General features: G+C 69.8%; 22 protein-coding genes. 16 read left to right on the top strand and 6 right to left on the bottom strand.

What is annotated here, in order from left to right; genetic code table 11:
- The first annotated feature begins 430 nt into the window (after nt 1–430).
- The 3 genes from OG587_RS35115 to OG587_RS35105 all read left to right on the top strand — a co-directional run bounded on the left by OG587_RS35115 (nt 431) and on the right by OG587_RS35105 (nt 7,138).
- Entirely contained in the window at nt 431–4,234 is a 3,804-nt protein-coding gene (locus OG587_RS35115) for an NB-ARC domain-containing protein (RefSeq protein ID WP_329083011.1), read from the top strand.
- 267 nt (nt 4,235–4,501) lie between these two features.
- Nucleotides 4,502–5,320: a PIG-L family deacetylase gene (locus OG587_RS35110; protein WP_329083009.1), complete on the top strand. Its 819-nt coding sequence runs from the start codon at nt 4,502–4,504 to the stop codon at nt 5,318–5,320.
- A 162-nt stretch (nt 5,321–5,482) separates the two neighbouring features.
- Nucleotides 5,483–7,138 carry a penicillin-binding transpeptidase domain-containing protein gene (locus OG587_RS35105; RefSeq protein WP_329083007.1) on the top strand — a complete coding sequence of 552 codons (1,656 nt, stop codon included), beginning with the start codon at nt 5,483–5,485 and terminating at the stop codon, nt 7,136–7,138.
- Nucleotides 7,139–7,235: 97 nt separating this feature from the next.
- Here the strand turns inward: OG587_RS35105 and OG587_RS35100 are convergent, their stop codons facing one another.
- Entirely contained in the window at nt 7,236–8,270 is a 1,035-nt protein-coding gene (locus OG587_RS35100) for an aldo/keto reductase (RefSeq protein WP_329083005.1), read from the bottom strand.
- Between the two features lie 256 nt (nt 8,271–8,526).
- On the opposite strand from OG587_RS35100, the gene OG587_RS35095 reads away from it, so the two are divergent.
- From OG587_RS35095 to OG587_RS35055, 9 genes are all read left to right on the top strand, one after another.
- On the top strand, nt 8,527–9,117 hold the full coding sequence (locus OG587_RS35095) for a phosphoribosylanthranilate isomerase (protein ID WP_329083004.1): 591 nt from the start codon (nt 8,527–8,529) through the stop codon (nt 9,115–9,117).
- Between the two features lie 628 nt (nt 9,118–9,745).
- The gene (locus OG587_RS35090) at nt 9,746–9,976 is read left to right on the top strand and encodes a hypothetical protein (RefSeq protein ID WP_329083002.1); all 231 of its coding nucleotides are present in this window, start codon (nt 9,746–9,748) and stop codon (nt 9,974–9,976) included.
- On the top strand, nt 9,973–11,547 hold the full coding sequence (locus OG587_RS35085) for a pyridoxal phosphate-dependent decarboxylase family protein (protein WP_329083000.1): 1,575 nt from the start codon (nt 9,973–9,975) through the stop codon (nt 11,545–11,547). The genes OG587_RS35090 and OG587_RS35085 overlap by 4 nt, the downstream gene beginning before the upstream one ends.
- Nucleotides 11,544–13,085: a hypothetical protein gene (locus OG587_RS35080; protein ID WP_329082999.1), complete on the top strand. Its 1,542-nt coding sequence runs from the start codon at nt 11,544–11,546 to the stop codon at nt 13,083–13,085. The genes OG587_RS35085 and OG587_RS35080 overlap by 4 nt, the downstream gene beginning before the upstream one ends.
- Nucleotides 13,086–13,133: 48 nt before the next feature.
- Nucleotides 13,134–13,616 carry a hypothetical protein gene (locus OG587_RS35075; RefSeq protein WP_329082998.1) on the top strand — a complete coding sequence of 161 codons (483 nt, stop codon included), beginning with the start codon at nt 13,134–13,136 and terminating at the stop codon, nt 13,614–13,616.
- 25 nt (nt 13,617–13,641) lie between these two features.
- Nucleotides 13,642–14,424, top strand: a complete 783-nt coding sequence (locus OG587_RS35070) for a hypothetical protein (protein WP_329082997.1) — start codon at nt 13,642–13,644, stop codon at nt 14,422–14,424.
- Nucleotides 14,425–14,463: 39 nt separating this feature from the next.
- Nucleotides 14,464–14,931 carry a hypothetical protein gene (locus tag OG587_RS35065; protein WP_329082996.1) on the top strand — a complete coding sequence of 156 codons (468 nt, stop codon included), beginning with the start codon at nt 14,464–14,466 and terminating at the stop codon, nt 14,929–14,931.
- Nucleotides 14,928–15,476, top strand: a complete 549-nt coding sequence (locus tag OG587_RS35060; protein WP_329082995.1) for a hypothetical protein — start codon at nt 14,928–14,930, stop codon at nt 15,474–15,476. The genes OG587_RS35065 and OG587_RS35060 overlap by 4 nt, the downstream gene beginning before the upstream one ends.
- A 250-nt stretch (nt 15,477–15,726) precedes the next feature.
- Entirely contained in the window at nt 15,727–16,485 is a 759-nt protein-coding gene (locus tag OG587_RS35055) for an MBL fold metallo-hydrolase (protein WP_329082994.1), read from the top strand.
- Between the two features lie 40 nt (nt 16,486–16,525).
- Here OG587_RS35055 and OG587_RS35050 read toward each other — a convergent pair whose 3' ends face one another.
- Complete coding sequence (locus tag OG587_RS35050; protein WP_329082992.1) at nt 16,526–17,236, bottom strand: SDR family oxidoreductase; 711 nt, start codon at nt 17,234–17,236, stop codon at nt 16,526–16,528.
- A 145-nt stretch (nt 17,237–17,381) separates the two neighbouring features.
- Here OG587_RS35050 and OG587_RS35045 point away from each other — a divergent pair, with 145 nt between their 5' ends.
- The 3 genes from OG587_RS35045 to OG587_RS35035 all read left to right on the top strand — a co-directional run bounded on the left by OG587_RS35045 (nt 17,382) and on the right by OG587_RS35035 (nt 19,341).
- Nucleotides 17,382–17,837: a winged helix-turn-helix transcriptional regulator gene (locus OG587_RS35045; protein ID WP_329082990.1), complete on the top strand. Its 456-nt coding sequence runs from the start codon at nt 17,382–17,384 to the stop codon at nt 17,835–17,837.
- Between the two features lie 322 nt (nt 17,838–18,159).
- The gene (locus tag OG587_RS35040; RefSeq protein WP_329082989.1) at nt 18,160–18,732 is read left to right on the top strand and encodes a carboxymuconolactone decarboxylase family protein; all 573 of its coding nucleotides are present in this window, start codon (nt 18,160–18,162) and stop codon (nt 18,730–18,732) included.
- Nucleotides 18,733–18,831: 99 nt separating this feature from the next.
- A complete protein-coding gene (locus OG587_RS35035; protein ID WP_329082987.1) occupies nt 18,832–19,341 on the top strand; it encodes a DUF4396 domain-containing protein in 510 nt (169 codons plus the stop codon).
- A gap of 58 nt (nt 19,342–19,399) precedes the next feature.
- On the opposite strand, the gene OG587_RS35030 is transcribed toward OG587_RS35035, so the two are convergent.
- Nucleotides 19,400–19,567, bottom strand: a complete 168-nt coding sequence (locus OG587_RS35030) for a hypothetical protein (RefSeq protein WP_329082985.1) — start codon at nt 19,565–19,567, stop codon at nt 19,400–19,402.
- A gap of 185 nt (nt 19,568–19,752) precedes the next feature.
- On the opposite strand from OG587_RS35030, the gene OG587_RS35025 reads away from it, so the two are divergent.
- On the top strand, nt 19,753–20,547 hold the full coding sequence (locus OG587_RS35025) for an SDR family NAD(P)-dependent oxidoreductase (protein ID WP_329082984.1): 795 nt from the start codon (nt 19,753–19,755) through the stop codon (nt 20,545–20,547).
- Between the two features lie 103 nt (nt 20,548–20,650).
- On the opposite strand, the gene OG587_RS35020 is transcribed toward OG587_RS35025, so the two are convergent.
- The 3 genes from OG587_RS35020 to OG587_RS35010 all read right to left on the bottom strand — a co-directional run bounded on the left by OG587_RS35020 (nt 20,651) and on the right by OG587_RS35010 (nt 24,070).
- Nucleotides 20,651–22,024 (bottom strand): GntP family permease, encoded by a 1,374-nt coding sequence (locus OG587_RS35020; protein ID WP_329082982.1) that lies wholly within the window; start codon nt 22,022–22,024, stop codon nt 20,651–20,653.
- Nucleotides 22,021–22,677 (bottom strand): gluconokinase, encoded by a 657-nt coding sequence (locus tag OG587_RS35015; protein WP_329082980.1) that lies wholly within the window; start codon nt 22,675–22,677, stop codon nt 22,021–22,023. The genes OG587_RS35020 and OG587_RS35015 overlap by 4 nt, the downstream gene beginning before the upstream one ends.
- Nucleotides 22,678–23,254: 577 nt before the next feature.
- Nucleotides 23,255–24,070 (bottom strand): SAM-dependent methyltransferase, encoded by an 816-nt coding sequence (locus OG587_RS35010; protein ID WP_329082978.1) that lies wholly within the window; start codon nt 24,068–24,070, stop codon nt 23,255–23,257.
- Nucleotides 24,071–24,538 lie beyond the last annotated feature (468 nt).

Genomic DNA, 24,538 nt, shown 5'->3' with positions numbered 1-24,538 from the left:
GATCTACCTTGAATGGGGGCCGGAATGGCGGACGCGACGTCGTGGACATAGCAGCTCAAACTGTGCAACGTGGCTTTTCGTGTGCGCTTTAATTGCCAGAACCTCGGTGATTCAACTCAAGGTCAATGGGGAACAGATATCGTGCGTCCAGGGTTCCCGGCGCCCGTCGGGGCAGGGGTCGGCACTGCAGAGGTGGTCGGTGGCTCGTCGCACAAAAAGAATCGCCGATGTCGCCGCGGCGATTCTGGTGGTTTTTGGAATTCTGGTCGGACTTCCGGTGCGAATGGTCGAAGAATATCTGCCGGACACGGTCGTCGCGCACAGGATCGAATGGGTTGTTATTTTCGGATTAACCGCCTCCCTTGTCGTCCTGCTGACATGGCTGACGCCGAAAATGATGGAATCGCGCACGCGTGGCGGGCTCCTCCTGGTGCCGGAAAGGCAGGCGGGGTGGGTCAGGAGAACCGAGCTGGACGACGTGGTCTCCACCCTGACGATGAGGGGCTCGGGCACGGTCGGGCTGACCACCGGCCTCGCCGGGGCGGGCGGGTTCGGCAAGACCTCCCTGGCCGTGGAGGCGTGTCACAGCGACGAGGTGCGGAAACGCTTCGGCGGCGGCGTCATATGGGTCACGGTGGGCCGCGACCGCGCCGGTGCCGACATCGCGGCGCTCGCCAACGACGTCACGGAGGCCGTGCTGGGCGTCCGGCCGGAGTTCTCCAGCCCAGAGCAGGCCGGTCACCGGATGGCCGAGGCCCTGGCGGAGCGGGGCCACGTGCTGCTGGTGGTCGACGACGTGTGGAACCCCAAGCAGCTGAGACCCTTCCTGTCCGCGGCCGTGAGGTCCCGGGTGCTGGTGACGACCCGGCTGCCGAGGGCGCTGCCCTCGAAGGCGATCGCGATGATCGTCGACGAGATGGCGCCGCGGGTGGCCGTCCAGCTGCTGAGCCGGGGACTGCCGCCGATGAACCCCGGCGTCGTCAGCGACCTGGTGGGCCTGACGGGGAGGTGGCCGCTGCTGCTCTCCCTCGTGAACGCGCGGCTGCGCGACGAGCACGGCGCGGGGACGAACGCCGACGTCGCCGCCCGCCGGGCGGCCGAGCGGCTCGGCCGGACCGTTCCCGCCGTTCTGGACGTCACCGTCGCCTCCCAGCGGGAGACCGCGGTGCTCGCCGCCGTGGAGCACAGCCTCGAGGCCCTCGGCGCGTTCGACCGCGCCCGCTTCCTGGAACTGGGCGTCTTCCCCGAGGATGTCGAGATACCGGTCGCCGTCGTCGAGCTTCTCTGGCGCGGCACCGCGGGCCTCACCTCCAAGCAGGCCGAACGGCTCTGCGGAAGGCTTCAGGACCTAGAGCTGATCAGCAGGCGCCACGCGGGCGGAACGGCGCCGTCGATCACGATTCACGACGTCGTCCGTTCCGCCGTCCGCTCGGAGGACGGCCTGGGGAAGGAGCGCGCCGAGGCCGCCAACCGCGACCTCCTCGACGAGGCCAGAAACCTGATACCCGACGACGACCTCACCGCCGACGCCGAATGGTGGAGGCTGCCCCGGACCGTGCCCTACCTCTGGGACCACCTGCTGTTCCATCTCTCCGAGGCGAGGAGATACCGGGAGCTGGAATCGCTGCTGCACGATGTGCGGTGGTTCGTCACCCGCGTACGCGCGTTCGGGGTGGCCGCGGCGGAGTCGGATCTGGCGTTGTCGACCTCGCGTTCCGTCGCCGGGGTCCGACGGCTGATCGCCCGCAGCGCCCACCTGCTGACCCCCTTCGAGTCGGACGCCGTCTCCACCGCGAACCTGCTGGCCCGCCTCTACGCGTTCCCGCCGATGCGGGCGTCGGTCGAGCGCTACAGCCAGGAGAGCGAGACCACCTTCCTGAGAGCCCGCTGGCCGCTGCCCGACGACGGCGCCACCTGCCTCCTGCGTACCCTGACCTCGGCGACGCGACGGCTCAACGAGGTGTCGGTCACCCCGGACGGGTCGCGGTTCGTCGTGCACGCCCGCGACGGCGGCGCGCAGGTCTGGAAGGTCGACGGCACCACCCGGACAACGCTGGCCACCCACGGCAGACCGGTTCACGAGGTCGCCGTCGCGCCGGACGGTTCGTGGCTGGTGACCCGTTCGGGGAGCAGGCGGGTACAGATCTGGGGGATCGGCGGCACCGAGAGGGCCGTCCTGCGAAACGGGATCGGCAGGCTCGCCGGGATGGTGGCCGCGTCGGACGGTTCGTGGCTGGCCACCCTCTCCGCGAGCGGGAAGGCCTGCCTCTGGAATTTCGACGGGAGCAGGCGTGCCGTCCTGAGAAGGGGGATGGGCAAGTTCGCCGGGATGGTGGCCGCGCCCGACGGTTCGTGGCTGGCGACCCTCTCCGCGACGGGCGGGGTCGGTCTCTGGAGCCCCGGCGGGAGGAGGCTCCTGATCCTCAGGAGCCGGATCAGGGTGAGAACCAAGCCGCGAAGGCTGAAGGACATCCTGAGGATGCGCGGCTGGAGCCAGGAGGACGAGAAGGTCTCCGGCAGGAACCGGCCGATCGGCAAGGTCTCCAAGCTGGTCGTCTCCCCTGACGGTTCGTGGCTGGCGACCCGCTCCGGAGACGGGAGCGTGCGCCTGTGGGGGATCGACGGCGTCGAGCGGGCCGTCCTGACGGGGCACACCGGGGCGGGATCGGGCATGCGGATCTCTCCCGACGGCTCGTGGCTGGCCACCTGGGCCTCCACCGGTCCCGTGCGTCTGTGGGAGGCCGACGGCAGGCAGCGGGCCGTCCTGACGGGTGACGCGGGGACGGTTCGTCAGGTGGTGATCGCTCCGGACGGCAGCTGGCTGGCGACGCTTTCCGGTGATCGGAGTGTGCGTCTGTGGGAGGCCGACGGTGGTGAGCGGGCCGTCCTGACGGGTCATGCGGGGATGGTTCGGCAGGTGGTGATCGCTCCGGACGGCAGCTGGCTGGCGACGCTTTCCGGTGATCGGAGTGTGCGTCTGTGGGAGGCCGACGGTGGTGAGCGGGCCGCGCTGACGGGTCATGCGGGGACGGTTCGGCAGGTGGTGATCGCTCCCGACAGCAGCTGGCTGGCCGCCTGCTCCGACGAGGGGACGATCCGGATCTGGCAGTCGGAGCGCGCCGCCCGGCAGAGCCGCAGGGGCCGGACCGGGACGGTCCGCCAGGTGACGATCTCCCCCGAGGGAAGCTGGATCGCCACCCACTCCGGTGACGGGTCGGTGAAACTCTGGAACGAGGACAGGATAGAAGGGGCGACCCTCACCGTTCCCCTCGAGAACGGTCACCATGGCGCGGTCTCGCCGGACAAGACGTGGCTGGCCGTCTGGTCCACCGATCACGTCGTCCGGATACGCGGAGCCGGTGGCCGTAGACGGGCCATCCCGACGGGACACCCGGGACGCCTGCGGGGAGTCGCGATCGCCCCCGACAGCACCTGGCTCGCCACCTGGTCGGCCGATCGGACCGTACGGCTGTGGGGCGCGGGCGGCAGCAGGAGGGCGGTGCTGACCGGTCACACCGGGCCGGTGCGCGAGGTGGTGATCGCCCCCGACAGCACCTGGCTGGCCACCTGCTCGGAAGACGGCACCGCCCGCGTGTGGTGGGCCGACGGCACCGAGCGCGCCGTCCTGGTCGCGAACATCAGGGCGACGGCCCACCTCCTCATCTCCCCGGACGGTGCCTGGCTCGCCACCCTGTCCATCTACGGGAGGATCCAGCTCTGGAAACCGGACGGCAGCAGGTACGCCGCCCTGAGGAGCAGGGTGGAGGCCATCGGTGAGATCACCGTGGCGCCGAACGGCAGGTGGTTCGCCATCTTCTCCGCCAACGGCACGGCCGGTCTGTGGGGAGCCGACGGGAAGGCGCGGGCCTCGCTCAAGGGATGCCCGGGACCGGCCCGGGGGGTGACGATCGCCCCCGACGGCACCTGGCTGGCCGCCTGCTTCGACGACGGCAGCGCCCGTGTCTGGTCGGCGGGCGGCACGGAGCGGGCGAGGCTGTCCGGCGGTGAGGGAAGGATCCGCGGCGTGGCCATCTCCCCGGACAGCAACCTGCTCGCCACCTGCTCCGACGACGGCAGCATCCGGGTCTGGGACAGATACGGCGAGTCGTCCGCCGCCGGAGCGCGGGTCGAGGCGGGCCTCAACTGCCTGGCCTGGTTCCCCGGCGGTCTCGCCATAGCCGCGGGTGGCGACCAGGGCCTGTACGGGTTCGACCTCTACCCCCCGCCCGAATAGCGGCCGGCGCGGGTCGGCGACGAGCGGTAGTCCTGTTCGGTGGTGCCGTCGGTGACCTCCACGACCAGGCCGCGTCGGCGGGCCACCATCAGTGGCTCGGTGGGGACGGTGATGCCGTGACCGCCGGCTCCCGCCTCCCGGAGTCTCCGACGCGCGGGCCGAAGGCGTCCGCCGGTCCCGGTGACCCGCCTGCCGCTCCTGGCTGTCGGACGGCCACCGTAGAGTGGGCCGGTCCGCAGGGCTTTTATCGCGAATGGGTGAGAAATCATGGATGAGAAGTTGACGCTGATGGCCGTTCACGCCCATCCCGACGACGAGGTGATCAGCACCGGCGGGATCCTCGCCAGGTACGCGGACGAGGGTGTCCGCACCGTCCTGGTCACCTGCACGAACGGCGAGCAGGGCGACGGCCCCGGCGGGGTGAAGCCGGGGGAGGCCGGTCACGACGAGGCGGCGGTGAGCGCGCTGCGGCTGGAGGAGCTCCGCGAGTCGGCGACCCACCTGGGGATCTCCCACGTTGAGCTGCTCGGCTACCGCGACTCGGGCATGGTCGGCTGGGCCGCCAACGAGGCGCCGGAGTCCTTCGCCAACGTGCCCTTCGAGCAGGCCGTCGGTCGGCTCGTCGCGCTGATGGAGCACTACCGCCCGCAGGTCGTCGTGACCTACGACGAGAACGGCGGCTACGGCCACCCCGACCACATCCAGGCCCACCGGGTCGCCCTCGCGGCGGCCGAGGCCAGCGGCATTCCCGGCAAGCTCTACTACACGGCCGTGTCCCGCGAGCGGATGGCCGAGCTGTTCGAGTATCTCCGCTCGACCGGTGACGCCCCGGAGGACTTCGAGCCCTCCGACGACTTCGGCGTCCCCGAGGAGCAGATCACCACTGTGGTCGACGTGTCCGCCCAGGTGGAGCGGAAGCTCAAGGCGCTGGAGGCGCACGCGAGCCAGGGCGACAGCATTTTCTTCCTGCGCATGCCCGCCGAGGCCCAGTACCGGGTGTTCGAGCACGAGACCTTCATCCGCCACATCAACCGCGTTTCCGCCGCGGCCGACCGTGAGGACGACCTTTTCGACGGCCTCCGTTAGCGGGACGGCCTCCGACAAGACTTCTCCGCGGGGACTGCTCCCGGGGGCGTCGTGGGATACGGTGTCATACCGAAGTCCGGAAAAACCTGGTTGACCGCTTCTTGTCGCCTTTACGATCTTTTCTCTGGTATGCAAATCTGCAAACCCGGGGGAGTAAACGGTATGCGTGATCGACGGCTCCTCGCGCTGGTCATCTCGGCGGCCGCGATCCTCGTCTTCGGCGTGTACGGGGTGGTGGCCGCCCCCGGCGCCGTCGTGGCTTCGCCCTCGCCGCGGCCCTCGCCGTCGGGTGACCCCGACGAGTCCGATGACCCGGACGTCAGGACGAACGCGGTGCGGGCGGGGGAGTCGCCCACCCCGTTGCCCGTCTCGCCGCCACCGAACCTGATCACGCTGACCCCGGCCACCCCGAACCCGCAGAGCGGTCCGGAGACGACCGTGACGAACTACTTCACCGCCTGGCAGGGGGGTGACCTCATCGCCATGACGGGCATGGTCGTCGACCCCCCGGCCGACTTCGGCGTTCGGCACCGCGGCTTCGACGCCGACCTGCGGGTCTCGTCGCTGTCCCTCACCCCCGGCGATCTGCGTCGCCACAGCGAGGACGCGGCCGAGATGTCGTTCAAAGGGGTACGGCAGGTCACGGGGCTGGGCGACTGGCCGTTCGCCTCCGTCCTGCGCCTGGAACAGCGGTTCGGGGTGTGGAAGGTGCGCTGGACCCCCGAGACGATGCACCCCTCGCTCAAGGGCGGCGGGAGCATACGGCTGAAGGAGACCGAGGTCCGGCGCCCGGCCACGCTGACCCGCGAGGGGGAGCCGTTCCCCCGCGACAGCAGGGCCGGCGACTACTTCACCGGGCTGGGTGACACGGTGATCGACCTGAGACTGGAGGAGGAGCCCTCCGGCCAGGTGCTGCTGGACTCACCGCTCCCGCCGACCTCGGGGACGAGGACCACGATCTCCCAGCCCGTGCAGGCCGCCGCGGCCCGCGCCCTGGACGGTGTCGGGCAGCCCGCCGCGATCGTGGCCGTGGACGTCCAGACGGCCCAGGTGCGCGCGGTGGCGGACACGCTGGGCGGCAAGCAGGCGTTCAGCGGCCTCTACCCGCCCGGCTCGACGTTCAAGGTCGTGACCGCCGCCGCACTGCTTCGCGGCGGCCTGACCCCGGAGTCGCCGGTCGCCTGCCCGGCCGCCTACACCATCCCGAACGGCAGGAGTTTCACCGACTCCGACGGCATCGACCACGGCAGCGTGGCCTTCACCACGGCCTTCGCGCTCTCCTGCAACACCACCTTCGCCCAGCAGACGTACGAGCGGCTGCGCGACGACCGGCTGCGCGCCGAGGCGGCCGACCGGTTCGGCTTCAAGGAGAAGCCGGGGCTGAGCTCCTGCCGGATCCAGCCGTACGGAAGCCCCGACGAGCTCGGCTCCGACGCCATCGGCCAGAACTCGGTGCAGGCCAGCCCGCTCTGCATGGCCGAGGTCGCCGCCGCGGTCGCGAGCGGTGTCTGGAAACCCGCGATCACGACCGACGAGCCCCCCGCGGACTCGCCGCCTCCCGTGCCGCTGGACGAGGGGGTGGCCGCGAGCCTGCGGACGATGATGGGCGCCGTGGTCACCCAGGGAACGGCCTCGCAGGCCGGGCTCCCGCCGGACACCGCCGGCAAGACCGGCACCGCCGAGGTCGATAACGGCGGGGACCACGCCTGGTTCATCGGCTACCGGGGTTCCCTGGCCTTCGCGGTGTTCGTCCGGCACGGCGGCGCCGGGGGCAAGGTCGCGGCACCGATCGCTGCGAGGTTCCTGAACGCCCTCTGAGGCGTTCCGGGAACGTCGCCTGCATCACCCACGTCACCTCCGCGCGGTGCCGATCCGTCCGGGCGCGGCGACCACCGGGCGCCACGGCCCGGCGGGCTCAGTGGTTCAGGGAGGGCTCCTCGCCGAGAGGCTTCGCGTCGGGGGTGGTTCGCAGATCCTTCAGCACCTCCTCCAGCTGGGCGAACTCGTCCCGGCCGAGCGGCCCGTGCTGGAGCGCGCCGGCGTTCTCCTCGACCTGCGCGACGGTGCGGCACCCCGGAATCGGGATCGTCGTCTCGCTCCGCGCCCACAGCCAGGCGAGGGCGCCCTGGGCGAGCGTACGGCCGCCGGAGGTGAGCAGCTCGCGCGCGGCCTCGATGCGGGGCAGCCACTCCGGCACGGCCGCGCCGTCCTCCCTGAAGTAGATCTGCCAGTCGAAGCCCTGGCTGCGCACGTCGTCGCGGCCCACCGTGCGGCCGTCGTGGTATTTGCCGCTGAGCAGGCCCATCGCCAGCGGACCCCGGTTGACGCTCGCCTGGCCGGTCGCCTCGCACACCGCGATCACGTCGGCCGCGTCCCGCAGCACCGAGATGTCGTGCTGGACGGCGGTGCAGTGCGGTCCCGCGATCGCGAAGGCCCTGGCGTGCTCGGCGTTGTCGGTGCTCCAGCCGTACGCCCGGATCCGCCCGTCGGCCACCAGGTCCTCGAGCGTGTCGATGAGGTCGAGCGCCTCGGTGACCGGCAACTCGTTGATGTGGAGCTGGTAGAGGTCGATGTAGTCGGTGCCGAGCCGCCGGAGCGACCCCTCCAGACACTCGCGCAGGTAGGCGGCGCTGCTGTCCGAGCCGCCGGCCTCGCGCGTTCGCTCGTCGAAGGTCCAGCCCCACTTGCTGGCCACGACGACCTCGTCACGGCGCCCCGCCAGCGCCCGGCCCAGCACCGACTCGCTGTGCCCGGCGCCGTAGTTGCTCGCGGTGTCGAAGAAGGTCACCCCGAGGTCGAGTGCCCGATGGACGGTGCGGATCGACTCGTCGTCGTCCACCGCGCCCCAGCCGAACTGGGCGTCGCCGCCCTTCCACGGGCCGCCGATCGCCCAGCACCCCATGCCGAGCGCGCTGGTCTCGATGCCGCTGCGACCGATGATCCGCCTCATTGTCCGCTCTCCAAACTCGTCGGGATTCACGGCTTCCACCTTTCCCGCTGGAGTGGGCTCCAGGTCAACCCCGAAAGGAAAAGCGGAACGGTCTGTTTCGTTGTCGCCCGGTGTGTCACCCGAATCTCTCCTTCGCCGGGAGCGCGCTCTCCGGACGATGGACCCACCCCTGTGGCGGATGACGTCAGGGGCGGTCCCGGAGGGGGGAACCCCGCCGCGATCCGGACACAGCGAGGAACGGGCTACCGTACACAGGGTGTACGTGAAGATCTGCGGGCTGCGCGAGCCCGGACATGTGACGGCCGCCGTCGAGGCGGGAGCCGACGCCATCGGATTCGTCCTCACCAGGAGTTCGCGGCGGGTCACCCCCGCGCGGGCGAGGGAGCTGGCCTCGGCGGTGCCCTCGCACGTGCTGACCGTGGGGGTGTTCGCCGGCGAGCCCTCCGTGGAGGTCAGGGCGGCCACCCTGGAGGCGGGGCTGCGCGCCGTCCAGCTGCACGGTGACCACCCGCACGAGGACTTCACCGCGTTGAAGGACCTCGGCGTCACGCTGGTCCGCGCCGGGGCCGCGAGCACCGACCTGCGCTGCGGCGCTCTCGACGAGGACCTGCTCATCGTCGACGCGCCCAGGCCGGGCTCGGGGGAACCGTGGGACTGGGCGGCCGTGCGCGGGCGCCCGGCGGGCCGCTGGATGCTGGCCGGGGGACTGGACCCGTCGAACGTGACCGAGGCGATCGCCGCCGCGCAGCCCTGGGGGGTCGACGTGTCGAGCGGTGTGGAGGTCGCGCCCGGGGTGAAGGACCCAGGCCTCATCAGGGACTTCGTCGCCGCCGCCCGCGGCGCCTGAGCGTCACGGCCGGGCCCGCCGTCACCGGCGATCACCCGTGCCGGGCCGGACGGCCGGTTCGGGAGTGATGCCGTCCAGAGCCTCGGCGGGCCTGGCGCCGCCTGAAAATGTGAGAGAGGTCCCCTCTCAGGGCGGCATGCCAGACAAAACCGACATATCGCCCTATTGGGACTTTAGCCGCATTTTTACGAATACGGTCACATTAGATAAGAATATTCTGTCAATAGTATCACTCTCTGAGACGGCGGCCTTGAATGTGTCGATCTTAATCCCCGTGTGGGGAAAACCCATAAGCCCCAAAACAACTTAGACTCGCCACCCATCCCCGCACCTCAATCCCCGAACGTAAGTAACTGTGGCCGGAATCTGCCACTCCACCTGCATCCGAGGTCTTGCGCCTCTCCTGTCATCAATGATTAGCTCGCTTACATGACGGGCGTGCCAACGTATACGGCTGGCGAATTTCAGATCGAATTAATCGCGATTCGTCCACGACGGGTCTCCTCTAGATCCTGATCGTCGGCGACAACGTCGCCAGACTGTTTCGAACTGCTTTAACAGGGCGTGAACAGGGGCATCGAGGTCCTCTCGTGCCATCTCCCATCATCATCGATCGACATTCCCTCCGATGTTGGATCGTTCCAACCTGCTGAAACGGTCCGGCGACGGCACGAATACCGCTCGTGTCCCGAATGTCGGGGGTCTCTTTCTCGCTCGACGCATCACCGCAGATAAAGCATTTATTCACGAGAACCTTCATGTGATCGTCCTGGAGTTCAATTCGTCATGTCCGAATTCTCGTCCAAGCGTGACCATGCGGGCGTTCTCGACGCCGGATCATTTGGAGGCTCCTCCATGACGAGTTCGCTTTCCGATGTCCAGAGTTCCTTTCCTGAGCCGACGACCGGCGAAGGCTCCCGGTCACCCACGCCGGGCCTCGCCGCGGCCTTCGACCCCGAACGTTTCCACGACGGCGCCGTGGACATCGTCGGCCGCCTGACGACGTATCTGGGTGACCGGTCGGTCCGGGGACTCGACCTCCTCGATCCGGCGGTGCTGCTGAAGGCCGCGCGGGAGCTGATGACCCCGGAACGGCAGCGCGTCGCCGACTTCGACGCCGACCGGGTGAGCCAGATCGTCGACCTGTACACGGGGACCGGCATCCCGGTCTACTCACCCGGCTACATGGGACGGCAGTTCTCCGGTGTGGTGCCGCTGGCCAGTCTTATGGACCTGGTCGGCTCAGTGGTCAACCAGCCCTCCTCCTTCTACGAGGCCGGGCAGCTCCCCAACGTCGCCGAGCGGCTCATGGCCGAGGAGCTCAACCGGTTCATCGGCTGGGACCGCGACCGGTTCGCCATGGTGACGACCTCGGGGGGCTCCCTGGCCAACCTGACCGCGCTGCTGGCCGCCCGCAACCGCGCCTTCCCGCAGATCTGGACGCGCGGCGCCGGCGGCATGTCGGGCCCCCCGGCCATCGCGGTCAGCGAGGAGGCCCACTACAGCGTGACCCGGGCGGCCGGGGTGCTCGGTATCGGCGAACGGCAGATCGTCCGGCTCCCGGTCGACCGGGCCGGGCGGATCCGCCCCGATCTGGCCGGCCCGGCGCTGAACGAGGCGCACCGGCGCGGTCTGCGACCGTTCTGCCTGGTGGCCTCGGCCGGGACCACGTCGATGGGCGCCTTCGACCCGCTGGAGGAGCTCGCGGCCGTGGCACGCCGGTACGGGCTCTGGCTCCATGTGGACGGGGCGCACGGGGCGAGCCTGCTGCTGTCGGACCGGCACCGAGACAGGCTGCGCGGCATCGAGCAGGCCGACTCGCTGACCTGGGACGCCCACAAGATGCTGTTCATGCCGGCGCCGTGCACGCTGCTCTTCTATCGCGACGGCGCGGCGGCGCGCGGCGCGTTCCGGCAGCGCGCCAGCTACGTCTTCGACGAGGAACCGGACGTCTACAGCGCCTACGACAGCGCGGACAAGAACTTCGAGTGCACGAAACGCCCGATGATCATGCCGCTCTGGACGGTCTGGTCGGTCTACGGCCCGGCACTGTTCGCGCAGAGGATCGACCGGCTGTGCGCGGTGACCCGGCAGGCGTACCGGATGCTCACCGCCGAGCCGGACTTCGCCGTGGCGCACGAGCCGGAGTCCAACATCCTGTGCTTCCGGTACCGGCCGGACGGCCTGGAACCGGCGACGGTGCACCGGCTGCAGCTGGAGATCCGCAACCGGATCCGGGGCGGCGGGCGCTTCTTCATATCCAAGGTCGACATCGACGGGGTGGCGGCGCTGCGCGTGGTGGTGATGAACCACCTGATCGACGCCGACCACCTGGCCATGCTCATCGCCGAGATCAGGGACATCGGGCAACGGGTGCTGCGCGCGAGCGCCGCGACCCGGCACGACCAGCGGAACGGGAGTCATTCATGACCATGACGGATTTGGACATCGCCACCTCGACGGAGCTGGCGGCACGGCTGATCCCCGAGGAGGAGCTGCGGCCCCGCTCGGTGGACGACGTCACCCGGCTGCCGTCGTTCGCGGGGAAGCTGGAGGAGTGCGGGCGGCTCACCGGAGTCCCGTACTGCGAGGCCCCGCTCGACCTTCAGAACGCGCTGGTGTTCCGCCGGCTTCAGCAGCTCGTCGGCGTCGCCCTGCTCAACCCGCTGTGGCGCGAGCGGCTGCACTACTTCGGGATCCGCGACGCCCCCGCGGACATGTCCGAGTGGGAGCGGATCCCTCTCTCGGACAAGACCGTGCAGCGGGACATGTTCATGGGCGCGCGGGCCGGGATGGTCGTGCCGCTCGACCGCGGTGGGTTCGAGGTGGTGGCCAGCGGCGGCACCGGTGACGGCATGCCCCTGGAGATCGTGTACTCCCTGCGGGAGCTGCGCGACACCTACCGCATCGCCGGGGCGTTCATGGGCGCCTACCAGCTCGGCCGCTACCTGCGCGGCCCCGCGCCGCGCTGGCTGTTCACCACCCTGGCCGACTACCAGATGTGGAGCAGCGGGACCATGGTCGGCGGCGTCCTGTCCCACGTCCCGGAGGTCAACTACATCGGCGCGGGACCGGTGAGCGCGCCGGTGCTGGAGCACATGTTCTCCTACCCGGGCCACAAGGCGCTGATGGGCATCACCGCCGGCATCGCGCTCCTGCCCGAGCTGGGAGCGGCCCTGCCCCCGCACGCCAGGGCGAGCTTCCGGGTCGCCATGTACGGCAGCGGCTCCCTGCCGCAGCGCAAGCGCGACGAGCTGCAGGAGTTCTTCCCCAACGTGTCGATCCTCAGCTACTTCGCCGCGACCCAGGCCGAGTGCGTCGGGCTCCAGCTCGACCACGCCTCGCCCGCGCTCTCCGCGGTGCCGGGACTGCACCTGGTGGAGATCGTGGACGAGGAAGGCCGTGCCGTCGCCGAAGGCGAGGAGGGCGAGCTGGTCGTCACCCGGCTGCACGCCGACGAGACGCCGCTGCTCCGGCTCAAGCTCGGCGATCGTATGATCCGCCGCCCCGCCCTGAACGGTCCCGGGCTGCGCACCGAGCGATTCGAGTTCGCCGGGCGCACCGCCGACGTGCTGCACCTCAACGACAGCCAGTATTCGGCGACGCTGGCCTACGCGGCCCTGCGCGGGCGGCTGCGTTCGACGACCGGCGTCGACCTGGACCTGGTCGCGCACGAGGTCCAGTTCCACAACCACCGCGAGGACCGGACCCTCACCCTGCTGGTGGCGGTGGACGACGCCGAGGGCACGGCCGCGGCCGTCGAGCACACCCTCGGCCCGAGCGGGACGCGGCAGCTGTTCACCCAGGCGCTGCCGAGCTCCCTGTCGCTCTTCAACGACCGCGAAGCCAACGCGGCGGCCATCGAGCAGACCGGATACGGGTTCCGGCTGCTGTTCGTGCCACGCTCCTCACCGCAGATCGAGCGGACCACCGTCGGCAAGACGCCGCTGGTCAGGGACCGGGGCTGAGCACGTGGTGACCCGTACGCCCGAATGACATCCGACAAGGGAGGATCGATGAAACAGAGGATCAGCATCGTCGTGATGGTCGACGCCGTTGGGGCGTTGTCCGACCGGACGCTGCACAACGGCAACATCTCGCTGGTCGACGACAGCCCGGCGGGGAGCAAGCACCAGGGGACCCCCGACCTCGTCACGGCGGTGGCCCCGGGACAGGTCGTCCAGTGGACGCCCATCCACGTGGACGTGCAGACTCCGGTCGAGATCCAGGCCATCGAGTTCCTGTCCGGTGCGGCCGTCCCGCATCCGGCCGACCAGGCCGTGCCCTCCACCGTTCCGGCACCCGGTGTGGTGTCCGGGACGGGGGCCGACGCGACGGGTTCCAACGGGCGCGAGAACTACGACCTGCTGGTGTGGGAGGGCGTCGTGCCCTACGACATGACGCCCGGTGTCCCGTACCGGTACCGGCTCTCCCTCAGGCTCCACGAGGGACCCAACAGCGTGCTGCACATCGACTCGCCCGCGCTGCTGCGCGTGTGAGCCACGTTCTGCGAAAGGCGGTTTCATGGCCCAGCAACACGGGATCATCGTGCTCTTCGACGTCGAGAACGCGCTCCGGACGCGGTCACTCGACGGCAACACGTACTGGTTCGACAACATGAAGTTGTTCGGTTCGGCCGGGGTGGGTACCGAGCAGCTGGTGACGATCGTGCCCGGCACCCACTTCCTCGACGGGTCGCAGGCGACCGAGCAGGTGCTGAACTGGCTGCCCGCGGCGCTGGGGTCGATCCCCCCGACGGTGCCGCGCAACTACCTGGCCGAGCAGGAGCGCGCCGACGACCGGCGCACGCTGAACGAGCTGGCCGCGCTCAGTGGCGAGGACGGCGTGAGCGACGCCGATCTCAAGCGGCTGCAGCGGCGGGTCGGCAAGCGCGCCCGCAAGCCGGGCGGCGGGCGCGGCCTCACCGAGGCCAAGCTGCTGGACGTCACCGGTAAGACCACGAGCAGCGCCGGCGCGTACAACTATCCGGCTCCGGTGATCACCGACATCACCGGCGAGGCCGTCAGCGAGAAGATCATGTACCCGGCCCAGTACGGGTCGCCCGACATGATCTACGACGGCTGGTACTGGGCCGCGACCGTGGACACGAGCCGGCCCGGGGTCTACGCGTACACGGTGCACGTCCAGCTGCACGAGCTGGTCGAGCGGAACGACGAGCTGGTCTGGGAGTCCGTGGACCTGACCTGCGAGTCCAGCCTCAAGATCATCAACGATCCGAAGCGCAACGGGTTCACCGGTGCCGGACTGGGCGCGCTCCCCCTCCCGCCCGTCCCGGCCGTCGGCTGACTCGATCCGAGCCGGAGCATTTTCGAGCGGAGGAGCCACATGCCCCCGAGGACCAAGCAGCCAGAACGCCAGCCCGCCCGGCCCGTCCGGCCCGTGACGATCACCGCGGTGGTCGACCCCGTGGCCGCGCTGGCGTCGGAGAACCTGGACGACAACCTCTATTTCTACGACACGAACAAGACCGCGGGGTCCACCGGTTTCGGTACCCCCGCGCTGCACAGCCGGGTACGCAAGGGCGACATCCTGCTGTGGAACGTGATCCCGCTGGAGTGCGAGACCTACGTGTCCCTCAGCGACATCGAGATCGACCCGCGGATCGCCGAGCCCACACAGAAGGTGTATCCCGGCACCGACATCGTGTTCTGGACGGCGGAGATCAAGCAGGACCTCACCGAACCGGTCCCGTACCGGCTCTCGTTCCTGCTCGGCACCGTGAGCACGCCGTTCACCCCCACCGCCCGGCCGACCCTGACCGGTCCCGCCAACGAGGGAAAGGAAGGCCGATGACCCAGGCGTACGCGGCCACGGACTTCGCCGATCGCGGCCAGCTCAACTCCGTCCAGCTGAACGTGGTGACCCTCGTCGACATGGAGAGGGCCGCCGCGACGAAGTCCCTGGACGGCTGCCTCTACATGATGGACAACAGCGTCGGCGGGGTCGGGCAGGGCAGCGACCACCTGGAGACCATCTGCAAGCAGGGGCAGGTGATCAACTGGATCATCCGCCCGATCGACATGCACCGCGGTGCGGACGGCACCTGGCCCCCGATGCCGAAGATCAACAACCTGGTCTTCCTCGACATCGAGAAGGGTGACGAGGACGACGTCGCCGAACGCCGGATCATGACCGAGCTCAAGGTCTACGGCGCTCCCGACCGGATGCGCGACCAGTACACCGCCGTCTACTACTACTGGGCCGGGGCGGTGATGAGCGAGGCCCGGCCGGGGCTCTACCGCTACCGGTTCGTCCTGGAGCTGGAGAAGGAGCACGGTACCGACAAGCTGTACCTGAACTCGGTCCGCTATCCCGCCCTGCGGGTGCTTCCCGTCTGACGGTCTTCGGGGCCGTGAGCGCGGTGCGGTGAGAGTGGAGGTCATGGCCGCCGCCGGGGCGGCGGCCATGACCGACCGGCGCGGCCCGATCCCGCGGGCGCGGGACGACCGTCATCGGTACGGGCGGAGCCGGGACCATCACCGGTCATGCACGGGGCCGTGTGGGTCCGGCGTGTCCGGGACGCGCGGGATCCCGGCTCGGCTAGCGTGATCCGGACGATGCCCGACCGCGCAGCGAACGGAGCCGCCCATGGCGACCATCATCACCGTGATCGGCGGTCCGACGGCCCTACTGGAAATCGGTGGGCTGCGCATCCTCACCGATCCGACCTTCGATCCGCCGGGAGATCATCCCGTCGGGCCGCTCACGCTCACCAAGACCATCGGGCCGGCCCTCTCGCCGGCCGACGTCGGCCGGGTGGACCTGGTGCTGCTCAGCCACGACCAGCATCCCGACAACCTGGACAGGCTGGGTCGCCAGACGATGTCCACCGTGCCGCTGACCCTGAGCACGCCCGAGGCCGCCGCGCGTACCGGGGTCACCCCGATGCGCCCCTGGCAGCACCACGACGTCGGCCGGGTTCGCGTCACCGCGGTTCCCGCCCTGCACGGCCCGCCGGGATGCGAGCCCATCGTCGGCCAGGTCACCGGCTTCGTGCTCACCGGCGACGGGCTGCCCACCGTCTACATCAGCGGGGACAACGCCTCGCTGGAGTACGTGGAGCTCATCGCCGGGCGGTTCCCGGCCGTCGACGTCGCGCTGCTGTTCGGTGGCGCCGTCCGCACGCCCATGATCGACGAGCGGCTCACCCTGAACGCCGCCGAGATGGTGATCGCCGCGCGCCTGCTGAAAGCCCGGCAGGTCGTGCCGCTCCATGTCGAGGGCTGGACCCACTTCACCGAGAACCAGGCGGACGTGCGCGCGGCGTTCTCCGAAGCCGATCTCGACCACCTGCTCGTCTCCCCCGCCCCGGGGCGACCGGTGCCCCTGGGAGACGGAGACCTGTGACCGGTTTCCCCGATCGCCGTACGGGAGGAACCGGCGCCGTTCAGCGGAGCGCGGGCAGCTGCGGGTAGAGCGCGGTGAGGTCACCGGAGAGCGCGGCCTTGGCGCTCGAGCTGATCCCGTCGGCGAGGACCTCGTACAGCCCGGCCTCCACGCCGTCGAGGGCGGTGCGGGCGACGACCGCGGGATCGCTCTTGGGCGCGTCGACGTTCGCGGCCATGTCGGTGTCCATGTATCCGACATGCAGGGCGGTGACCAGCGTCTTCTGCTCGGCGAGCTGCACGCGCAGCGCGTTGGTCAGGGACCAGGCCGCCGATTTGGCCGCGGAGTAGGCCGCGATGCCCGGGAACGAGACCCAGGACAGCACCGACAGGACGTTGAGGACCGCTCCGCCGCCGTTGCGGCCGAGGGCGGGGGCGAAGGCCCGGCTCATGGCGAGCGTGCCGAAGTAGTGGGTCTCCATCTCAAGCCGGAAGGCGTCGAGGTCCCCGTCGGGGAGCCCGGCCCCGGTGGAGCTTCCGGCGTTGTTGATCAGCAGGGTGACGTCCTGCGCCAGATCGGCCGCCGCGCGTACGGCCGCCGGGTCGGTGACGTCCAGCGCGATGGGCACCACGCCGGGAGTGGTGATCGTGTCGGGGTTGCGCGCGGCGGCGTAGACCTTCGACGCGCCGCCTTCGAGCAGTGCCCGGACGAATCGCTCGCCGAGCCCCCGGTTGGCGCCGGTGACGAGGGCCACAGAGCCGTTGATCTGCATGATTTTCCTTACCGTGGTTGATGGGCGAGGACGCCGCGAGACGGTTTCCGCGTCACGGGGCACCGGGGAAAGTCCCGGATGCTGAGTTGGTATATCCAACTTAGCACTCTGGGTTGGAAAACCCAACCTCGCATAGAATGGGACCATGCCCACGAAAACGGACCGCGCGCTCGAGCCGCGCTGCTCCATCGCCCGGAGTTTGCAGGTGCTTGGTGAGCGGTGGACGCTGCTGATCGTCCGGGACGCCCGCGCGGGCCTGACCCGGTTCGCCGACTTTCGGGACTCCCTGGGCATCGCCTCCGACCTGCTCACCAATCGGCTGAACGCGCTGGTCGAGGCGGGCGTCATGGAGCGCCGCCCCTACCGGGAGCCGGGGGCCAGGGGTCGTCACAGCTACCACCTGTCCCCGGCCGGAGAGGAGTTGGTGACGGTGCTCGCCTCGCTCCAGCAGTGGGGCGACGTCAACCGGCCCCACGAGGCCGGTCCCTCGGTGCTGCGTCGCAGCCGGTCCTCCGGGCGCCCGGTGCGCGTCGCGTTCGTCGACGACACCGGCGCGTTCGTACCTCAGGAGGACGTCGACTTCGTCTTCGTCGACCCCTGAGCGGGCGGCGCCTTCCGAACTCTCCGAAGTGGCCCGCCGGGCACGGATTCCCGTCCGGGCGTGGCGGGGTCGCCGGTGTGCCGACCGGGCGTCTCGCGATGTGCGGGTGCCTGCCGACGGTGGCGGCATGCGCCGTCGCCGTCGAGGCGGAGGTCGCCCCATGGGTGCCCGGGGCGCCTCGGTGATTTCCCGCGAGGGGCCTCTCATTGCCAATATCGTCAATCACATTTACTATATAGACAACTTCATTGACGATATCGCCGTGATGCGCGATCGTCGAGCCCGCGTTCCGAGGGCTCGGAGAATCCAGAGAGAAGGCCTCGTGTCCACCGATGTCCATGCCCTTTTCGTCACCCACACCGCGGAGAGCGCTCCGGTCGACGCCCGCCCCACCGTCGAGGGCGTGAAGCGGAAGTTCGGCTACGTCCCCGCGGCGGTCGGCCGGATGGCCACCTCCCCGCAGCTGCTCAAGGGGTTTCTGGCGGCGAGTGCCGCCTTCGAGCAGACCACCCTCGATCCGGTCGACCGCGAGATCGTCGTCATGACGGTCGCCACCCGCAACGGTTGCCATGTCTGTGTGGCGATGCACACCGCCACGCTGGTCAGGCTGGAGGCCCCGCCGGAGGTCGTCGAGGCGCTCCGGGCAGGGAAGCCCCTCCCGGGCGCGCGGGCGGAGGCGCTCCGGTCGTTCACCCTCGCCGTCATGGACCATCGGGGGGCGGTTGGCGACGAGGAGGTGCGGGCGTTCCTCGACGCGGGCTACAGCGCGCGGAACGCCCTCGAAGTCGTCCTCGGCGTCGGCGCGTACACCATCTCGATCTTCGCCAACCGGCTGATCGACGCCCCCCTCGACCCGCCGTTCCAGGCCTTCGCCTGGGACGGTGCCGGCGGGTGAGTTCGGGCCCGCTCGCGCTCCGATCGTTGTCATATACCCCCTAGAGGTATAAATTAAGCGGGTGTCAGCGAGAGAGCGACGGAGGAGAAGGAGGCCGTGATGTCCGAACCGGTGCAGCACGTGAGCCATGCCGCGGGTGAGGGGCACCATGAACCCGGCCATCACCCACGGAAGGCCGGTTGGCGGGTGGCCGCGTCGGCGACCCTGCACTGCCTCACCGGGTGCGCCATCGGTGAGGTGCTCGGCATGGTGATCGGCACGGCTCTGGGATGGCCGAACGTGCCCACCCTCGCCCTGGCCATCGCGCTGGCCTTCTTCTTCGGCTACGCGCTCACCCTGGTCGGGCTGCGCAGGGCCGGCGTCGACTGGCGCAAGGCCCTGCGGCTGGCACTGGCGGCCGACACCCTGTCCATCCTCGTCATGGAGATCGTCGACAACGCCGTCATGGTCGCGGTTCCCGGCGCCATGGACGCGGGACTGACCTCGGGCCTCTTCTGGGGCGCCCTCGCCTTCGCCCTCCTGGTGGCCTTCCTGGTCACCACGCCCATCAACAAGTGGATCATCGGCCGGGGCAGGGGACACGCCATCATCCACGCCTACCACCACTGAGAGATCGCTCCCACCCGCCCGCGCCACCCGGAACCGCCGGGAACGCGCCGTACGCCGGTCAACGGGGGAGGTCAGTGGCGCCGCCCGCGAGGGTGCGCAGCAGGCGGCCCTGCTCGGGGAGGCAGGAGAACGCGAACCCGTGCCGATCGGCCGCCGCGACCGCGCGGGCCACGAGCGGCGGGAGGCCGGTTTCGCTTTGGTACGCGGCGGTGCCCAACGGAGACATGAGCGCATTATCGGGAAAACCGCCGCCGCCCGGATCCGTTCCCCGGAAAATGATCACTGTCCGCGCGTTCCACCCCGGCGGACACGGGAACGAACACCGGATCAGCTGGACGACATATCACCAGGTCGTGAAGGGCCCGCCCGCATCGGAGGGCCGCTCCACGCCGGGTTCCAAGGACGTGACGCATGCATATCGATCTCACCGGCAAGACGGCACTGGTCACCGGATCCACCCAGGGCATCGGGGCGGCCATCGCCGTCGGCCTCGCGCGGGCGGGCGCGACGGTGGCCGTCAACGGCCGCACACCCGACAAGGTCCAGGCCGCCGCCGACGCGCTGCGCGCGGAGATCCCCGGCGCGCGGGTCGTCTCGCTCGCCGCGGACCTCGCCACCCAGGAGGGCGCGGACCACGCCGTCGACCTCCTGCCGGAGGTCGACATCCTGGTCAACAACCTCGGGATCTTCGGGGCGAAGGCCCCTCTGGAGATCACCGACGACGAGTGGCGCCGCTACTTCGAGGTGAACGTCCTGGCGGCGGTCCGCCTCACCCGCGCCTACCTGCCGGGGATGGTGGCGCGCTCCTGGGGCCGCGTCCAGTACATCGCCAGCGACTCCGCGATCGTCACCCCCATCGAGATGATCCAGTACGGCATGTCCAAGACCGCGCTCCTGGCCGTCTCGCGCGGCTTCGCCAAGGCGGCCGCGGGCAGCGGCGTCACCGTGAACTCCGTCATCGCCGGTCCCACCCACACCGGCGGAGTGGAGGAGTTCGTCTACGAGCTCGTCGACCGGAACCTGCCCTGGGAGGAGGCCCAGCGCGTCTTCATGCGGGAGCACCGCCCGCAGTCACTCCTGCAACGGCTGATCGAGCCGGAGGAGATCGCCAACATGGTCGTCTACCTCAGCTCCGCGCAGGCCTCCGCCACCACGGGCGGAGCCCTGCGCGTCGACGGGGGATACGTCGACGCCATCGTCCCCTGAGCGGCACGGAGTCGGCACGGAGCCGGTGCGGCGCCTCGTGCGGGGTCCCGCACCTCTTGGGCGGCCCGGCGCGAAGGCCACGAAGGTCGTGAGGGCCCGAAGGCTACATGAAAAGGCTCAGGATCAGGACGAAGACCAGGCCGGTCACCGAGATGATCGTCTCCATCACCGACCAGGTCTTGATGTTCTGGCCCACGGTGAGCCCGAAGTACTCCTTGACCAGCCAGAAGCCCGCGTCGTTGACGTGGGAGAAGAACAGCGAGCCCGCACCGATGGCGAGCACGAGCAGTGAGGTCTCCCCGACGCTGAGGTTGGCGACCAGCGGGGCCAGGATCCCCGAGGCCGTGACGGTCGCGACGGTCGCCGAGCCCGTGGCCAGCCGGATGAGCACGGCGACCAGCCAGGCGAGCAGCAGCACCGACAGACCGCTGTTCTCCACCCACGTGGCGATGAGGTCGCCGATCCCGGTGTCGATCAGCGTCTGCTTGAAACCGCCGCCGGCGGCCACGATCAGCAGGATGCCCGCGATCGGCGGCAGCGACTGCTCCAGGGACTTCGCGATCGCCTTCCTGTCCATGCCGGCACCGAGGCCCAGGGTGAACATCGCCACGATGACGGCGATGAGCAGCGCCACCAGCGGCGTACCGAGGAAGTCGAGCACGGTGCGCAGGACGTCGCCCTCGGTGGTGAGGATGTCGGCGAGGGCCTTGCCCATCATCAGCACGACCGGCAGCAGCACGGTGGCGAGGGTGACACCGAACGACGGACGCCGGGTGTCCTCCGCCGGGGGCCGGGTCTCGTAGAGCTCCGGTGCCGGTACGTCCACCCAGCGGGCCGCGTACTTGGCGAACAGCGGCCCGGCGATGGCGACCGTCGGGATGGCGATGAGCACGCCCAGGCCCAGCGTGATGCCGAGATCGGCCCTGAGGGCGTCGATGGCGACCAGCGGGCCCGGGTGCGGAGGGACGAGCCCGTGCATCACGGAGAGGCCCGCGAGCGCGGGTATGCCCACCCGGATCAGGGAGACGCCGGAGCGGCGCGAGACCAGGAAGATGACCGGCATCAGCAGTACGAGGCCGATCTCGAAGAACATCGGCAGGCCGATCAGCGCGCCCACCGCGGCCATCGCCCAGGGCAGGGATCGGGGGCTGGACCGGCCGACGATCGTGTCCACGATCTCGTCGGCCCCGCCGGAGTCGGCGAGCAGCTTGCCGAACATCGCGCCGAGCGCGATGAGCGTGCCGACACCGGCCGCGGTGCTGCCGAACCCGTCGGTGAAGGCGGCGATGGTGTCGGTCATCGCCAGGCCCGCGACGGCTCCGACCGCCAGCGAGCCGAGGGTCAGGCTCAGGAAGGGGTGCAGCTTGAAGTACGTGATCAGTACGACGATGAGCGCGATGCCGACGAGCGCGGCCGGGACGAGCCTGCCGGGGGAGGTGGCGGCGGGCGCGGCGAGGGCGGTCAGGAGAGGGCTCACCTCGTGCTCCCGGCCTCGTCGTCCCGGCCCCGGTCCTGAGGCGCGGCCGGGGTGGCCGGGTCGGCGGAGTCGGCGGGCGGCGGGTTCGGTCCCGTCCGAGGGGCGGCCGTCGTCGTCGAGGGCGTCCGGGCCGTCGCGGCGAGGTAGGCGTCCACGAGCTCGTCCACGGGTGAGGAGAAGTCGAGGACGATCCCCCGCTCGTCGGGCTCCAGGGTTTCCAGGGTCTTGAACTGCGACTCGACCAGCGAGGCGGGCATGAAGTGCCCCGGGCGGCCGGCCACTCTCCGGCGTACGGCGTCCATCTCACCGTGGAGATGGACGAAGCTCACCGTCGGCGCGGCCTCGCGCAGGATGTCGCGGTAGCTCCGCTTGAGCGCCGAGCAACTCGCCACGCCGCCGGTGGCCGCATGCTCGCCGAGCCAGGCGCCGATCGCGCGCAGCCAGGGCAGCCGGTCCTCGTCGTCAAGGGGGATCCCGTCCGACATCTTGGCGATGCTGGCCTCGCTGTGGAAGTCGTCGGCATCGGCGAACGGCACCCGTAACCGCTGGCTGAGGGCGGCGCCCACGGTGGTCTTGCCGGAACCGGTCACACCCATGACGACGAGCAGCGCGGCGCCCGGGGGTGGTGAGGCGGGATCCTGAGCGGGGTTCATGGAGAGGGCCTCCCATGTCGATCTTCGCGACAGCCTGACTGGGTCAGTGGTACCGCAACCCAGAGTTGAGGTTAAGAAATCATGCTTTTGTGAAGATATGTCACCATTTGTGATGGTTGGCTACTGCGGGAAGGCGGTGGCCGGACGACTATGGGACTGCACCTGAGCGTCCTGAATAAACTCGGTTCGCCGGCCGCGTCGGATGATCTTGTCGCCGGTCGGGTGCCGGAAGTCGGAGGAGCCTGCTCCGCACCAAGGGTGTCCCGGGCGATGATCGGCGTCCTGGAGCCGGGGGACAGGCCGATGGCTCGTAGGCGCGTCGGCGTCATCGCGGCGACGCGAGCGGTCGCGCGGCCGGGAGGCGCCGCGCCCCGCGGAGCCGGCCGCGGGCCTCGTCACCCGCTCGGCAGGGCGATCCTGGCGGCACGGGGAGGCCCGATCATGAGATCCGGCGGCGGCTCCGGGGGGCCGGGGCGAGGGGATGGGCGTCGGCCCTCGGACCCTCGAAGATTTCGGCGAGTTCCGAGTTCCGAGTTCCGAGTGTTCGGCGAGTTCGGTGAGTTCGGCGGAGGGGATGTCAGGGCTTGCGGGCGACGCCGCAGAACTGGGACACCTCCGCGGCCTCACCCCACGGGGAGTGTTCCGGACGCCATCGCGAGCAGGAGACCACGCCGGGCTCCAGGAGTTCCAGGCCGTCGAAGAACGAGGTGAGGTGGTCGCGACCGCGGGCCACGATCGGGGTGCCGCCCCGCTCCATGAACCGCCGCATCGCCTCGTGCATGGCGTCGCCGTGAACCTCGGCGGTGGCGTGCGCGATCACCAGGTGGCTGCCCGAGGGGACGGCGTCGACCAGTTCCTGTACGGCCTTCCGGGCCTCGCCGTAATCGGTGATGTGGTGCAGGATCCCCAGCAGCATCAGCGCGACGGGCTTGGTGAAGTCGAGGGTCTCCGCGGCCGCCCGCAGGATGTGGTGGGGATCGCGCAGGTCGGCGTCGATGTAGTTGGTGGCGCCTTCCGGGCTGCTGACGAGCAGGGCGCGGGCGTGAACCAGGACCAGCGGGTCGTTGTCGACGTAGACGACCCGGGACTCCGGGGCGATCCGCTGCGCCACCTCGTGCGTGTTGTCGGCGGTGGGAAGGCCCGTGCCGATGTCGAGGAACTGGCGAATCCCGGTCTCGGCGACGAGGTACTGGATGCAGCGGCCGAGGAACGCCCGGTCGGCACGGGCCGAGTCGACGATGCCGGGGATGAGCTGCTCGACCATGTCCCCGGCCTCGCGGTCGGCGGGATAGTTGTCCTTTCCGCCCAGCCAGTAATTCCAGATGCGGGCCGAATGCGGCCGATCGGCATCGAGCTCCACGGGCTGCCAGTCGGATTCGCGAGGGGTACTCATGGGGGTGGGGTCCGTTCATGAGGTATTCGCATCAAATGAGGTAGAAGGTAGTTGATCACAACCGTGATGTTCACGGCAAATCATCTCGACATCCATAGCGGTCGTTAAAACGATCCATACGCGATTCCGGGCCGCGGGTGAGGTGGAGGCGGCCGGTGTCCCCGGTCACGAAAACGCGGCGATCGAGGGGAATTCGCTCGCCGCGGGACGTCTGTGCCCGCTTCTCTCCACACCCGCTTCTCTGCGCATTCGCTTCGTGATCCCGTCGTCTCACCGCGAAGGCGGCGGGATCTCGGGGTAGAAGTAGGTCGACAATACGGGCACCCGAAAGAGGACGCGTTTATGCGAATATTTCTGCGAAAACAAATGAGCGGTCCAAGGGCAGGGAAACCCGATCGCCGGGGCCGTTCGGTGCCGGCGGCCGCGCCGGTGATGTCGTCGATGACGACCAGGTCGTCATTCCATTCG

This window comes from Streptosporangium sp. NBC_01469 (assembly GCF_036227305.1).
Classification (GTDB): Bacteria; Actinomycetota; Actinomycetes; order Streptosporangiales; family Streptosporangiaceae; genus Streptosporangium.
This window is presented reverse-complemented; position numbering and strand designations above follow the sequence as displayed.